Genomic DNA, 14,818 nt, shown 5'->3' with positions numbered 1-14,818 from the left:
TCCTACAATCGTACAATCCAGTCCTTGATTTTTATACATTTGTATCCTAGTAAATCGTTGTAATTGAAAGTCTAATTCGCTCTAAGCACATGAATAGAAGAGATGCCCTTATGCGGGTAGCCGTGCTGGTTGGCGCGACCGTGTCGTTACCCGCGATAGCCGAAACGCTCGAAGGGTCGGCTACTCGGCGTGCCCTTACCGGCAAGCCGGTTTTCTTTACCGCCGATCAGGATGCAACCGTCGCCGAACTCGCCGAGACGATTATTCCGACGACGAAAACACCCGGCGCTAAAGCCGCTAAGGTGAATGAAATCATCGACGTTCTTATAAAAGACTGCTATCCGGCCGACGATCAGAAACGCTTCGTTGAAGGACTGGCCCAGACGAACAAACTGAGTCAGGACGCATACGGAAAAGCCTTTATTCAACTTGACCCAACCCAGCGGATTGAGATCGTGAAAAAGCTGGAAGCTGATGCGAAAGATCAGGTGGCTAAAATGAGTAAGGCAAAGGAAGTAACGAAAGTAGAGAACGCTCAGGCCGATCTACAAATGCCCAGCGCTAAGAAAGTCTACAAACCATTCTTCGTCGTGTTGAAAGACCTGACGCTGACCGGTTATTTTACGTCAGAAGTTGGTGCAACTCAGGCGCTCGAATACGTGGCCGTTCCTGGTCGTTACGACGGCTGTGTGCCGCTGAAGCCCGGTCAGAAAGCGTGGGCAATTTAAGTTATGAAGTTACAGCGTTGTACCCTTGAAAAGTCAAAAGGCTTATCGACGGTATAACCGGGTGGCTTTAAAACTCTATAACTTCTCGAAAAATGAATCTCAATATTGACGCTAAAAAAGATATGACCTACGACGCTATTGTCGTGGGATCGGGTATTTCAGGTGGCTGGGCTGCGAAAGAACTGACGCAGAAGGGCTTGAAAGTACTTATGCTGGAGCGGGGGCGTGATGTAAAACACATCGAAGGCTACCCGACCGCCACTAATAATCCGTGGGATTTTCCACACCGGGGACGTATTACAACCCAGGCAGCCGAAGAATATTGGGCGAACATGCGGACGGGTTACACCGCCAACGAAGAGTGGCGCCATTTCTTTGAGAACGACGCGGAGCATCCGTACATCGAAAAACGGAAAGTTGACTGGATCCGGGGCTATCACGTCGGTGGACGTTCGCTGATGTGGGGCCGTCAGAGCTACCGCTGGAACAAAGAAGACTTTCTGGCCAATGGCAAAGAGGGAATCGGCGTTGACTGGCCAATCCGGTACGAAGATCTGGCTCCCTGGTATACTTATGTTGAGACTTTCGCTGGTATTTCTGGCGGTAAAGACGGCCTGGACGTACTGCCCGATGGTAACTTCCTGCCTGCCATGCAGTTCAACTGCGTAGAAAAAGAAGTTAAGAAACGGGTAGAAAAAGCGTTTGCTGGTCGCCACATGATTATGGGGCGCACGGCCCACCTGACCGAGCCCAAGCAATTACACTATGAGCTGGGTCGGGCTGCTTGTCAGTTCCGGAATCAGTGTATGCGTGGTTGCCCATACGGTGCATACTTCAGTACGCAGTCGGCAACGATGCCAGCAGCTATGAAAACGGGCAAACTAACGCTGCGTCCTGATTCGATCGTATCGGAGGTTCTGTACGATGCGCAGAAAGGAAAAGCAACGGGCGTTCGGATCATCGATCAGAATACGAAAGAAGTACGTGAATATTACGCGCGGCTTATCTTCCTGAATGCGTCGGCATTTGGTAGTACGTCGATTCTGATGAACTCGAAGTCGAGCCGCTTCCCGAACGGAATGGGTAATGACTCGGATCAGCTGGGCCGTAATATTATGGACCACCACCTGGCAGTGGGGGCCGTGGGTACATTCGACGGAATGGAAGACCAATACTATTATGGTCGTCGTGCTAACGGGGTGTACGTACCGCGTTACCGTAACTGGAATAACGATAAGCGTGACTACGTGCGTGGCTTTGGTTACCAGGGCGGTGCTGGTCGAGGAGGCTGGAACCGGGGTAACGGTATGGACGGCTTCGGTGCTGATTTCAAAGAGAGTCTGACAACGCCAGGTCCATGGACAATGAGTCTGGGTGGTTTTGGTGAGATGATCGCCGATCCCAATAACCGTATGACGCTGTCGCCGGATCAGAAAGATAAGTGGGGCCTGCCGCTGATCGTGTTTGATGCCGCTTACGGCGAGAACGAGAAAAAAATGCGGAAGGACATGATGAACGACGCTGCTGAGATGCTCGAAGCTGCTGGCCTGAAAAATGTAACGGCTTACAACGACGAATCGAAGCACCCTGGTATCGGAATCCATGAGATGGGTACAGCCCGGATGGGACGCGATCCTAAAACGTCGGTCCTCAACTCGCACAACCAGGTCCATACGGTCAAAAACGTGTTTAACACGGATGGTGCCTGTATGACCTCGGCTTCCTGCGTAAACCCATCATTGACGTACATGGCATTAACAGCCCGGGCGGCTGACTTCGCTGTTAAGGAAATGAAAAAAGGAAACCTGTAAGCTAACAAGTCTCATATTTTGGCGGGTGTTCAAAACAATCGGTTTGAACACCCGCTTTTTTTATGATGATGCAATTCATATAAGGCAATTTTGAAAAAAAACAAAAGCACAACCAAACAACTCTATAGGAATACTGTTATATATTGGTAATCAACGTAATTGATTTTAACTCAACTATGAAAAAGGTAGTAATGATGGGCTGGATGCTAGTAGCTGGCATCGCCCTCAACGTAAATGCACAGGTAACGAATTCAACGACAGGTACGGGAACGGGTACTACTGGAACAGGAACAACGGGCACGTACTCAACTGGATCAAACCAGACGACGGGTACAGGTACCTACCAAACCCAGCCCACATCTACAAACACGGGCGTGACAACTCCAGTTGGAACAGCATCGCCAACGAACACAGGCACCTACCAACCACCAGTTACTAACTCGGGTACAATGAACGGCGCTGGAATGAATGGCACCGGTACGACTACGAACTCAACCGGAACAGGTACGTATCAGAATGTACCACAAACGGGCACAACTCAAACAACGACTGGCAACGGTACGTATTCAACGGGCACAAATTCGATGAACACGGGCACCGGAACAACAACGCAAAGCACGACAACGAATTCGTCTAACGTAACGGATCGGGCAAATGGAGGATCGACGGGCAATAACAGCCGTCGTACCCGCAGCGGTCGTACCATGTCGAACTCAACAACGACCACAACGGCTCCAATGAGCACAACAAGATAATTCTTGCAAGTAGAGGCAAGAAAAACCGGTTAAGTACCTTTGCGGGACTTAACCGGTTTTTTTATGGCTGAACGAAATGAATTGATTACGCTGACCAATGCTACCGTACGTAAAAGCGGGCATATTATTTTGCGAGATATCAACTTCACGTTGCATACGGGTGAGTGTTGGGCGGTGACGGGAAATGTGGGCAGCGGAAAAACTACGTTGTTGGAAGCTCTTGCGGGAAAAGTCCCTGTACTACCAGCAATGGTTACCCGGCATCAACAACTTCCTTTTGTCTCGTTTAAAGAAGAATCCCATCAGTTTTCGTACAGTGGTCATTTCTACCAGCAACGGTATCAGGCAACCTTAAGCGATGACTCGCTGACATTACGGGAGTTTTTGGGCAATGATAGTAGTGAGGAAATCGATCAGTTGCTTGTCCGGCTGGACTTGGCCCCTTTATTGGATCGCTCATTTTTGAAGTTATCTAATGGGCAGACGCGAAAAGCCCGGATTGCGAAGAGCTTGAAACAACATCCCGTCGGATTATTGATTGATAACCCGTTTGTTGGTCTTGATCCTGATGCGCGTCGGGATCTGGCAGACTGGTTTAAGTCGTTAGTTCAACATGGGCTAACGCTCGTACTTGTAGTAGAGGAAGAGCATATCCCTGACTACGTAACCCATGTTGTCAAACTGGCATCCGGACAGATTAGCTGGGCCGGTCCCAAGGCTGATTTTCACGTAACGCCGGTTGATCCTGCTACGCTGGCCCCCGCTCCGCGCCTTCAGACGGCAGCACCTGCCATTGATTTTGAGGAGGCTTTCCGACTAGCTAACGTAACGGTACGGTACGGCGAACAAATCATTCTGCATCAAGTAAACTGGACTGTCCGGGCCGGCGAGCGTTGGGCATTGATCGGCCGGAATGGCGCAGGCAAGTCGGTTATGCTAAGCCTACTGTACGGTGACCATCCGCAGGCCTATGCAAACGAAATCTACATTTTTGGTCACCGGCGTGGACGACCCGGTGAAAGCATCTGGGACGTAAAACGACGTATCGGGTTTCTGTCGCCCGAACTGCACCTTTATTTTCCTCAGCACCTGACCGCCCGGCAGGTTGCCTTAACCGGATTGACGGATACACTCAATGTACCGGTTCGGATATCCGAGTCTCAGGAAGCAGATTTACAGGCGCTATTCACCTATTTTGACTTGGTGGATTTAAACGAACGTAGATTCGGTACATTATCGGCGGGTGAGCAGCGACTGGTTCTCCTGGTAAGAGCTCTTTTAAAAAATTCACCCCTTTTACTGCTTGATGAGCCGTTCCAGGTATTGGACGCGACCAAAGCTGAGCTTGCCCGTCAGTTGTTAAATAGGCTACCTGAAAAAACCGTATTGTTTATCACGCATGATCAAAGCGAACTACCAGCTACTGTTGATAAACTATACCAATTGACCCATAATGCTGATTGACGCTCCTTTTGATCAAAGAGCTTATAGTCTCAGTCAAGTTAGCTCTGTGATTCATTCCTGGGATGTGGGTGACTTGTTTTGCGAGTATAGTCTAATTAAGTAACAAGTGGATAAGCCAAGTTCACCGTCGCTGTTACTGATACGCTATTTTATCAATTGGCACGATTAGTGACAAAAGAGAAGGGCTTTTTTTGTTCGTTCAGCGCAGATGTTCGTTTAACAATGCATGGACAGACTTGCGTCTTTAACTGAATACCACCAGAAAAATTTTCTTTAATCGGGCTCGAAAGGGCTTGGCACGAATTTCGTCTGGTTGCAAAGCAAAGGTTAGTTACTTATCCTGAAGGTTCGGTAAAAAACTGATTGTATGCTGTTTACTCTGGCCGAACGTGCATGAGATCTTCGTAGATATACTCTCTATGACATTTTATAATTATCATTTTGTCATATAGAACGTAAATACAGATACGATTTCAGATTTGAAAGACGTTTGTAAGTGTTGACTTCAAGCTAATGCGCCAATCAGTGCGAGGCTCTGAAACAAATTGGTAAGTGAATAGGAGTTACTCAACGAAATGAATAATCAGGCGCGCAAATTCGGGCGACCGTATAGTTAATGAAGGCGATTTGGAAAAAAGGTTTACTCGGTTTCTTGTGCTGCCTGAGCTATGGCATAAGCTGGGCGCAGACTGATTCGCTGTTGCAACAGGCCGACCGTTTGTTGAGCTGGAAAGCGTACGGGCGTGCTATCGAGATATATACTCAGTTATTGTTAAAGCCTGAAAGCCAGTTAAGTATAGGTCAACGAGGTACTGCTCAGGAACAACTAGCCTATGCCTATCAGCAAGTAGGTGATACAAAAAAAGCACAGCAGTATTATCAGCTTGCATTAGACGGGAACAAAGACCGTAATCCCCAATTATTGCTTCGATATGCACAAGTGCTGGCTGGAAACGGTCGTTTTCAGGAATCGCAGCAGTACTACGAGCAATATCTAAAAAGCAAACCAAGTAGCTTTCGACCTTTGCCCGGCCCCGCTGGCGTAGCAGCCGCAGGGGAAAACAAAAGCGAAAGCGTTACGTATAAGCTGGACTATTTGGACTTCAATACAACTGGCGAAGAATTCAGTCCGGCATTTTACCAGAAAGGATTAGTGTACGTAGGAGGCACTCGGGGCAGTGCTTCTGTTACGCCAAATAGTAAATCCAATTATCTCGACCTCTACTACATTCCGGACCGCAGTCAGATCAAAGCCAAAGGGCAGATTATGCCGGATGGGTCAGCAAAGCGGATTGTGCTGGAGTCTGCCAACAAAGGGTGGCAACTAGGTGCCGACGAATACACGCGGCCAACGCCGAATGATTTCCGGACGGTCATGGGGTACGACGTCGGCATTAATGTGTCGAATGGCCTGGGTTACGGAGTGCGGCCGACAAATCCGGCAAAACGTTTCAGTGAATCACTCAACTCAAAATACCACGAGGGGCCCGTTACGTTCTCCAGTGATGGATCTCGCATTTACTTTACCCGGACGAACTACGCCAACGGTCTTATTAAGTTGGGAAAAAATCAGGAGAATACCAGTAAACTGAAGCTGTATACCGCCATCCAGCAGGATGGTGCTTGGACGTCTATTGAGGAACTGCCGTTTAATAACAATGACTATTCCGTCGGGCATCCAAGTTTGAGTCGAGACGAGAAGTTACTCTACTTCGTGTCGGACATGCCCGGGGGAAAAGGTGGCACGGATATTTACGTTACCCGCTACGAAAACGGCAAATGGGGAAAGCCAGTCAACCTGGGCGAGCCCATTAATACGCCCGGTGATGAACTGTTTCCATTCGTTGATGGGAGCGGTAATCTATACTTCTCGTCGAACGGGCATCACGGCATGGGTGGGCTCGATATTTTCTACGTAGCCTTGACCAACGGAAAAGCCGATCAAGTTGTCGACCATCTGGATGCGCCTATTAACTCGCCCATGGATGATTTTGGGTTTATTACAGATATCAATCGCCAGAGCGGTTTTTTGAGTAGTAATCGACGTAACAAAACAGACGATGATATTTACCGGTTTGTGCGGGAGAGCTCGCTCTATAGCTGCCGGGATCTGACCATGCGTTTGTATGATAACGAAACCAACATGCCACTGGACAGCGTCATGGTTCTTATCAAAGCGCAAAGCGAAGGCAGTTCAGAGCAATCGCTCGTCACCGATAGTACGGGTTTGGTGCAATTCTGTCTGGAAAGTAACAATGACTTCACTGTAGACGCCACTAAAGATGGTTTCATTGCGGGAAAAGTCGGTTTCAGTACGCGTTTTCTGACCGATGATCAGCCAAGTCGGCTTGAAATGGCGATGGCACGTCCTACCGTGTTGATCGATACTGTTGAAACTGCTGTATCAAGAACGTATGCCGCCAGTCCGTCCGCGTTATCTAAGATCGGGGGCGTCGTTGTCAGCGAGTTGAACCGTCAACCGCTCGAGGGCGTAACTGTCCGTCTACGTAACGAATGTGATCAAACGCAGCAAGAGTATATTACGAAAGCCGATGGTCGTTACGCGTTCGAGGTGGCCGAAGGGTGTGATTATACCCTAACAGCTTCGAAACCGTCGTACGGTACCAACACCAGCCGGGTCAAGCGGTTGCCAACCAAATCAGCGCCTAAAGAGATTGATGCCGATCTGAAAATGTTTAGCGTTGGCGATGTCGTGACCGTTGATAACATTTATTACGATCTGGACCAATATAGCCTTCGAGCCAATGCTAAGCGCGAACTGAATCGAATTGTAGCCGCCATGCGCCGGTATCCCTCACTCGTTATTGAGGTACGTTCGCATACAGATAGTCGGGGAGATGCCGCTCATAACAAGATGCTGTCCATCCAGCGGGCAAACGAAGTTGCTAATTTTATTACGTCACAGGGCATTAGCCGGAAACGGATGCGCGCTATCGGAATGGGTGAGTCTCAACCGATCAACAACTGCGTCGATGGGGTAATTTGTACGGAAGCCGAACACCAGCGTAACCGACGTACTGAATTTAAAGTAATCGAAATTAAGTAGTCTTCAAATTTGCTGTTTGCTTTGCAGTCGGATTCGTCTTTACGTCCGTATGCTTGTTTTCCCAAACGCCAAAATCAATATCGGCCTGCGCATCACCGAAAAACGGGTTGATGGCTTTCATAATTTGCAATCCTGCTTTTATCCGGTGGGTTGGACTGATGCACTGGAAATTATCCCTGCGAACGAATTCGGTTTTTCCAGTAGTGGCATTCCCATTCCTGGCGACTCATCCCGCAACCTCTGCGTCAAGGCCTATGACTTGCTGAAAGCCGATCATGGATTACCGCCAGTACAGATGCATCTTCACAAGAACGTGCCAATTGGCGCGGGATTAGGCGGAGGATCAGCGGATGCAGCATTTGCGTTAAAAATGCTGAACGACCGGTTTGAATTGGCCTTAGCGACCGATCAGTTAGAAGCGTACGCTCGGCAGTTAGGGAGCGATTGTGCTTTTTTTGTGCAGAATCAGCCGATGTACTGTGTAGAAAAAGGCGATGTATTTGAAGAGATCAATATCGACCTTGCTGGGTATTATATCGCGTTGATATATCCAAATCTGGCTATATCGACCGCCGAGGCCTACGCTGGTGTGCGACCTCATCAACCAAATGAATCATTACGAAACCAACTCGCACAGCCAATAGCTGACTGGCGCGAAACCGTGCATAATGATTTTGAAGACAGTCTGTTTCCCCGGTATCCGGTTTTGAAGGAAATAAAGGAACAGCTCTATGATTTGGGAGCTGTGTACGCCAGTATGAGTGGGTCGGGATCAACGGTCTACGGAATATTTAACGCCCCTATGGCTAACACAAACCAATTCGCGGATTACAACGTTTTTCAAACGAGACTCCGATGAGATGCTGGAGAAAGCATGAGCAATTTTATGACGAAACGGCGTGAGCCGTTCCGCTTTATGGTTTGGTTGGGTATTGCGAGCAGCATTATGCTGTTCACAATTTTGCTGGTGGCTTATGTCATCCGCAGAACAGGGCCCGGCTGGACCGACGCTAAACTGCCGAATGTCTTTCTATTGAGTACGGTCGTAATTGTTTTGAGCAGCTATACGCTCAACAATGCCAGCAAAGCATTCCGGCATGAACGTTTCAACAGCTACCGGATGGGAATGGCCTCGACCCTGTTACTGGGCGTTCTCTTCATTGTGTTACAGGCCTGGGGATGGCATCAGATGGCTCAGGCAGGTGTAAAGCTATACGGCAACCCGGCCGGTGGGTTTGTTTACATTATCTCTGGCATTCACCTGCTGCACATACTCCTAGGGCTGATATTTCTCTGCGTCGTTCTGGCAGAGGCACTACGTCGTCGTCCCTACATTGATTCGTTTGTGTACAGTGTGAATCCCCCTAATCAACTCAAACTACGGTTGATTACGCTGTATTGGCACTTCGTTGATATTCTTTGGCTAGCTCTGTTTGTCTTCCTGTTGGCCCACCACGGACTCGATTTGCGACTATCCCTCTAAGAGTTAATCATTTCTAGGCCTTTATTCCGTTATTTGTCTAGTAATAATGGATTCTCACATTTATGAAAAAAATCGTTTTCTGGGCGGGATTATGGGCCGTTAGCCTAAGCTCCTTTGCTCAGTCAGGCTCATCTTCATCAACGACTTCTAAGTATGATCCGCTGGCTTTATTTCACCCGCTCTTCAACATGCAGCCGGGTACCGATTATCGGGCGTCGAGCGGGTATCCGGGACCAAAATACTGGCAGAACCGGGCTGATTATCAAATTAACGTAACGCTCGACGAGCCAAAGAATCTTATTTCGGGCGACGTAACGATCACATACAAAAACAACTCGCCCGAAGCATTGCCCTTTCTGTGGCTGCAGTTGGACCAGAATGCGTTCAGCGATACGTCCCGGGCGGCCAAAACTACTCCTGTTACAGGTGGTCGCTTTGGTAACCTTGATTTCGCGGGTGGTGTAAAGATCGCGAGTGTCACAACCGAGCCGGGAAAAGGAAAATCGACAACTACGCCGTACGTGATCACGGACACCCGGATGCAGGTGAAGTTGAGCGAACCACTCAAACCCGGTGGTGATGTAAAAATCAAGATTGCTTATTCATTCACAATTCCGGAATACGGTTCCGACCGGATGGGCAAACTAAACCGGAGAGATGGTGTCATTTACGAAATCGCGCAGTGGTACCCACGGATGTGTGTTTATGATGACATTCAAGGCTGGAATGTACTACCTTACTTAGGGGCGGGCGAGTTTTACCTAGATTACGGTGACTTTGAATACAATGTTACGGTGCCCTGGGATCACATTGTTGTTGGCTCGGGCGAACTGCTGAATCCCAACGATGTGCTGACATCAGAGCAGCAGAAGCGCTTGGCACAGGCACGCCAAAGCGACAAAACGATTATTATTCGGAGTAAGGATGAGGTGAAAAACGCCGATTCTCGGCCGAAGAAATCGGGTACGCTGACCTGGAAATTCAAATGTGTTAACACACGCGATGTGGCCTGGGCTTCATCACGGGGCTTTATCTGGGATGCGGCTAAAATGAATCTTCCAAGTGGTAAAGCTTCGCTGGCGCAGTCAGTTTATCCCGTTGAAAGTGCTACCGATGATTCCTGGAACCGGTCAACGGAGTACGTTAAAGGCTGTATCGAGTTTTATTCGAAATATCTGTACGAATACAGCTACCCTGTAGCAACGAACGTAGCCGGTATCGTAGGAGGAATGGAGTATCCGGGTATTGTCTTCTGCAACCACCGCGATAAGAAAGATGCGCTTTGGGGGGTGACTGATCACGAGTTTGGTCACAATTGGTTCCCCATGATTGTTGGTAATAACGAACGGAAATTCCCCTGGATGGATGAGGGTTTTAATACGTTCATCAATACCCTGTCAACAAAGAACTTCAATAACGGTGAGTACGATCGGGAGCGGGGTACCATGCATGACATCGCCCCAGCGCTGTTTGGGCCAACTGAGCCAATTATGACCATTCCTGATGTGCAAGCGCCACGTGCGTTAGGGATTCTGGCTTACTATAAGCCTGGTATGGGACTGAAACTACTACGTGAAGTAATTCTAGGCCCTGAGCGGTTCGATTACGCGTTCAAGCAATACGTAGATAAATGGGCATTTAAACATCCAACGCCCTACGATTTCTTCCGGAGCATCGAAAACGCTGCGGGAGAGGACCTGGGCTGGTTCTGGCGAGGTTACTTCTACGAAACCTGGAAACTGGACCAGGGTATCAAAGACGTAAAATACGTTGATGGTTCGTCTGAGAAGGGGTCTCTGATCTCAATCGAAAACCTCGAGAAGATGGCTATGCCGGCTACTGTTGAAATTACCGAAAGCAATGGAAAGAAAGGCCGTGTGAACCTTCCGGTTGAAATCTGGCAGCGGGGCGGGACCTGGACGTTCAAGTACGGATCAACGTCGGCAATCAAAACGGTCGTGCTCGATCCGGACGAGAAGCTACCCGACGTAAACGAGAAAAATAACGTCTGGCGCGGAGATGCACAGTAAAGGGAAGAAATAAATAAGTAGAAGAACAGGAAGGAGGAAAGGAGAAGGGAATATTGCTCTAGACAAGCGAATTCTTCCTCCTTTCCTCCTTCCTGCTTTTCTACTAAACTTCTATTAACATCGCGCCGTACGAATATCCTCCGCCAAAAACGGTAACGATGATACGTTCGCCCTTCTTGAATTTGTCCCAGTTTTCGGAAAGACCAATGGCACAGCCGGCACAACCTGTATTTCCCAAATACTGAATATTCGAAATCAGCTTATCTTCGGGTAGATTGAGCGTATTCATGACGTTACGCGAAATACGCAGGTTTGCCTGGTGGGGCAGTACGTAATTAACATCGCTCAGGTCAACGTGGCAACGCTCCAAAATATCGAGCGTAGCTTTGGGCATGTATTGGCAGGCATGGATGAAGACGTCCCGGCCGTGGGGCATACTAACGCCACCTTCGGCTGGTCTGAGCATAACACCTGTCGTTGCTTTCTGCGAATGGGCTGCTCCGCCCGTTAACAATCCTTGAATTTTAAAATCCTGTTCAGACTGCCGCTCTTTGGTAATGTAAAGCGCAGCCGCGCCATCGCCCCAGAGATGCCCTGACATCGTATCTCGGTCGTTATTGTACGCTGTGTTGTGCTCAGAAACAATCACTAAAGCACGAGTTGCTTTGTTCAGCGCAAAATAACCCTCAACTACTTCAATCGCATTTAGTAACGATGAGCAAGCAGTTGAAATAGAAACGACAGGAATATCAGCAATATTGAGATAGTGCTGAGCTTCGTGCGCAAGGGAGACGATTGTATCGTAAGGTGTATACGTAGCACCAACAATCAAGTCAACCGAAGACAAATCGATTTTATCCTGTAGCGGCTTGATTGCCTCAAGCGTCATCGTGTTTGTATTCTCACCGGGCGCTGCTTTACGTCGTTCTGATATTCCGGTACGCTCGACAATCCAATCATTCGAAAGGCCGTTGAGCTGAGTAAAATGTTCGTTGTCAATTACCTCCGAAGGAAGGTAGTGACTGACTGCATGAATGTACATCAGGCCAATATGTAGTAAACCTTATCCAGGAACCCTGAATTAATGCCGAAAGTTAAATCCTTCCGGGAAATCATAGCATTGCTAATTAGAACAATACTACAATATATTGTAATAGTTTAGTGATTCAAGCATAAAGGTAGCTTAGATCACGTTTTAAGAATTTGAGAGTACAAATTAAGCAGTTTAAGACGTTCAGTTTCCCAATTATATACGGTTTCAACAGCTTTACGTCCGTTTTTACCCATAATTTCTGCTTTAGCGGGATGTTCAACCAAATAGATAAGCGCATCTGCGAGTTGTTCAGGGCTCTCCGGCGATAAACAGAAGCCACAAGAATGAGTGCTTACCACGGAGCGGTAAAGCGGAAAGTCAGACGTAATAACGGGCAAACTGAGCGCCATGTATTCGAATACCTTGGTTGGATAAGATTCTGGATAATCGCCAAAAGACTTAAGTAGAGCAATACCCGCCGTGGCGCGTCTGATCAGCGGAAAAGCCTGCCTTTGTTCGGTGTAACCATAAAAAATAAGGTTCTCTCGAACGGCGCTGAATCCCGGTAACTTCTCCAGATCCTTATCAGTCAGTGTTCGGCGACCAAACAAATGAACTTTAAGCAGTGGATAGCGCCGTTTGACAACAGCCAGCGCAGCAGCTAGCGTATCAATTGCCCGCTCTGTACTGATCAAACCGATGTAGACGAATTCTGGCGCTTTCTGATTAGGATTGTAGGAAAACTGAAACGTGTCCAGCGATTGTAATAACGGGTAGTTATAAACGACAGCTGATGGTTTACCCAAGTGCTGATACGTTGCTAAATAAGCATGTTCGGTAAAAATGAGGTGAAAGCAGCGCTGGGCTATTGCATCAAACAAGCGAAAGAAGTAGGTAGCTAAGCGACCTTGTGTGGCAACTTTTTGATCTAACTTCTTATAGAAGTTTTCGTGCACCTCGTAAATGACCGGTATGCGCAGCAAGCGCTGAAGAAGCCTGGCTACCGGAATTAACTCCGGGTCATAGATATGCAGCAGGGTAGGGCGGATCCGTAGCACATATAAAAACACAATTGGATGAACGAGGAGTAACCGAGCAAGAACCCGCTGAAAATACGGTAAACCCAAGTAACGAATCCCGTCGAAGGTACCTGATTGGACGTGGGGTAGAAGCACAGTAAGATCATATTCCGTGGTTAGACTTGGAACAACGCGCTGCACAATGCGGGGGTCTTGTGGCGGGTGGGCGCTGCTTACGTGGAGAACACGAATCTTCTTCAACGGAATAGATTACTTCTTTACGCCCAGTGTTTGGAGCTCTTCGTCAATTCTATTGTTCCAGATTGCCTGAAGTCCTTGGTTGATGCCGTGATTAGTTTCCCGATCATACTGCTCCTGTAAGCGATTCATTTCTCGGTAAGACTCCAGAAACTGGTACTGAACGATACTGTTGTAGTCTTCTATCGTCAAGCTATCCGGCTGTATTTTTTGTTTGAATCGCTCCATAACCAACTTGGTTATGTCAAAGTGCCGTTGTTCATGGTTCAACGCGTACTCATTACGTGCTTCGGGCCGAGCCCAAGAAGAGTTTTTGAGCATGTATCCTTTCAATTGTAGATTGAGTTGGACAACGCCGTCTTTGACTGAACTTTTGCCTTCATAACTAAAACTAGTAAACACTTCAGCTGCGTAATGACTTCCTCGGCGGGGCACTGCCAAAAAGTCATTCCAAACCAGTTTACGCATCGGGTTGTAAAAAACAGTGTCGTTGTCGGTTAATCGTGTGTCTTCCGTAAACGAAACATTAATGGCTGTCGCCAACTTCTCATTATTACTTGCTTCCCGGTTCATGTAGCTATTCAAACTTCGTAGGGAAGCAACCAGCGCTTGCCGAATGGATGATTCGATAACCGTTGTCTGACCAACAGGTCGGACATAGTTGGTACCACCACGATATTCAGTAAGCTGGGTTACTGTACCATCTTGCGCAAGTAAGTCGAAACTAACAGCAAACGTAAACTGTCCTGTTACACGATTACCCGCAATCGTTTCAACAACTTTACACTGACGTAATCGCATTACAACGGGGCGTAGCGATCTGTTCTGCGGTAAGCTTTGCTGGACGAAATGGCGAACGCCCGCTTCTAAACCACCTACAAAATCGACTCGTTGAACCGGCTGACCCACTGCTAAGGCCAACTGTGCAAAGGGGCCTCTATCCTGTCCCGAACGCTGATCGGTCACCTGAGCAATGTAAAACTCCTTAGGAGTAAACGGCATCCGCTCTGGTTGTAATCGGATTGGGTCCGGCGCTACGTAATTTGGTAATAGCCAGGTCGTAATCAAAAAGTAAAGAAGAACTAATTCCTTCATTAAAGCGGATAACGTCTGTTGTAAAATAACAAAAAAGCCCTCTGAAAAATCAATTTCAGAGGGCTTTGCTGGTAA

The 14,818-nt window shown here is 48.0% G+C and carries 11 protein-coding genes; 8 read left to right on the top strand and 3 right to left on the bottom strand.

Annotated features, from left to right (window positions below):
- Nucleotides 1-89 precede the first annotated feature (89 nt).
- From ACYVAD_RS05460 to ACYVAD_RS05425, 8 genes are all read left to right on the top strand, one after another.
- Entirely contained in the window at nucleotides 90-728 is a 639-nt protein-coding gene (locus ACYVAD_RS05460) for a gluconate 2-dehydrogenase subunit 3 family protein (RefSeq protein WP_461138442.1), read from the top strand.
- 92 nt (nucleotides 729-820) lie between these two features.
- Entirely contained in the window at nucleotides 821-2,539 is a 1,719-nt protein-coding gene (locus ACYVAD_RS05455) for a GMC oxidoreductase (protein ID WP_461138441.1), read from the top strand.
- A gap of 176 nt (nucleotides 2,540-2,715) precedes the next feature.
- A complete protein-coding gene (locus ACYVAD_RS05450) occupies nucleotides 2,716-3,294 on the top strand; it encodes a hypothetical protein (RefSeq protein ID WP_461138440.1) in 579 nt (192 codons plus the stop codon).
- Between the two features lie 63 nt (nucleotides 3,295-3,357).
- On the top strand, nucleotides 3,358-4,758 hold the full coding sequence (locus ACYVAD_RS05445; protein ID WP_461138439.1) for an ATP-binding cassette domain-containing protein: 1,401 nt from the start codon (nucleotides 3,358-3,360) through the stop codon (nucleotides 4,756-4,758).
- Nucleotides 4,759-5,374: 616 nt separating this feature from the next.
- Nucleotides 5,375-7,825, top strand: coding sequence for an OmpA family protein (locus ACYVAD_RS05440; protein ID WP_461138438.1), 2,451 nt, complete (start codon nucleotides 5,375-5,377; stop codon nucleotides 7,823-7,825).
- A gap of 49 nt (nucleotides 7,826-7,874) precedes the next feature.
- Nucleotides 7,875-8,684: a 4-(cytidine 5'-diphospho)-2-C-methyl-D-erythritol kinase gene (gene ispE, locus ACYVAD_RS05435; protein ID WP_461138437.1), complete on the top strand. Its 810-nt coding sequence runs from the start codon at nucleotides 7,875-7,877 to the stop codon at nucleotides 8,682-8,684.
- A gap of 15 nt (nucleotides 8,685-8,699) precedes the next feature.
- Nucleotides 8,700-9,308 carry a cytochrome c oxidase subunit 3 gene (locus tag ACYVAD_RS05430; RefSeq protein WP_461138436.1) on the top strand — a complete coding sequence of 203 codons (609 nt, stop codon included), beginning with the start codon at nucleotides 8,700-8,702 and terminating at the stop codon, nucleotides 9,306-9,308.
- 62 nt (nucleotides 9,309-9,370) lie between these two features.
- Nucleotides 9,371-11,338, top strand: a complete 1,968-nt coding sequence (locus ACYVAD_RS05425) for a M1 family metallopeptidase (RefSeq protein WP_461138435.1) — start codon at nucleotides 9,371-9,373, stop codon at nucleotides 11,336-11,338.
- 103 nt (nucleotides 11,339-11,441) lie between these two features.
- On the opposite strand, the gene ACYVAD_RS05420 is transcribed toward ACYVAD_RS05425, so the two are convergent.
- The 3 genes from ACYVAD_RS05420 to ACYVAD_RS05410 form a co-directional block, all read right to left on the bottom strand.
- A complete protein-coding gene (locus ACYVAD_RS05420) occupies nucleotides 11,442-12,380 on the bottom strand; it encodes a 3-oxoacyl-ACP synthase III family protein (protein ID WP_461138434.1) in 939 nt (312 codons plus the stop codon).
- A gap of 146 nt (nucleotides 12,381-12,526) precedes the next feature.
- Nucleotides 12,527-13,651, bottom strand: a complete 1,125-nt coding sequence (locus tag ACYVAD_RS05415; RefSeq protein ID WP_461138433.1) for a glycosyltransferase family 4 protein — start codon at nucleotides 13,649-13,651, stop codon at nucleotides 12,527-12,529.
- 9 nt (nucleotides 13,652-13,660) lie between these two features.
- Nucleotides 13,661-14,716 carry a hypothetical protein gene (locus ACYVAD_RS05410; protein WP_461138432.1) on the bottom strand — a complete coding sequence of 352 codons (1,056 nt, stop codon included), beginning with the start codon at nucleotides 14,714-14,716 and terminating at the stop codon, nucleotides 13,661-13,663.
- Between the last annotated feature and the right edge of the window lie 102 nt (nucleotides 14,717-14,818).

It is taken from the genome of Spirosoma pomorum (genome assembly GCF_054776615.1).
Note: the sequence above shows the minus strand (reverse complement) of the source record. Positions and strands in the feature narration are given on the sequence as shown.

Excerpts from the sequence above, each read along its gene's own strand:
- ACYVAD_RS05460 (WP_461138442.1), top strand. The coding sequence starts at position 90 with ATGAATAGAAGAGATGCCCTTATGCGGGTAGCCGTGCTGGTTGGCGCG.
- ACYVAD_RS05455 (WP_461138441.1), top strand. The coding sequence starts at position 821 with ATGAATCTCAATATTGACGCTAAAAAAGATATGACCTACGACGCTATT.
- ACYVAD_RS05450 (WP_461138440.1), top strand. The coding sequence starts at position 2,716 with ATGAAAAAGGTAGTAATGATGGGCTGGATGCTAGTAGCTGGCATCGCC.
- ACYVAD_RS05445 (WP_461138439.1), top strand. The coding sequence starts at position 3,358 with ATGGCTGAACGAAATGAATTGATTACGCTGACCAATGCTACCGTACGT.
- ACYVAD_RS05440 (WP_461138438.1), top strand. The coding sequence starts at position 5,375 with ATGAAGGCGATTTGGAAAAAAGGTTTACTCGGTTTCTTGTGCTGCCTG.
- ispE (WP_461138437.1), top strand. The coding sequence starts at position 7,875 with ATGCTTGTTTTCCCAAACGCCAAAATCAATATCGGCCTGCGCATCACC.
- ACYVAD_RS05430 (WP_461138436.1), top strand. The coding sequence starts at position 8,700 with ATGAGCAATTTTATGACGAAACGGCGTGAGCCGTTCCGCTTTATGGTT.
- ACYVAD_RS05425 (WP_461138435.1), top strand. The coding sequence starts at position 9,371 with ATGAAAAAAATCGTTTTCTGGGCGGGATTATGGGCCGTTAGCCTAAGC.
- ACYVAD_RS05420 (WP_461138434.1), bottom strand. The coding sequence starts at position 12,380 with ATGTACATTCATGCAGTCAGTCACTACCTTCCTTCGGAGGTAATTGAC.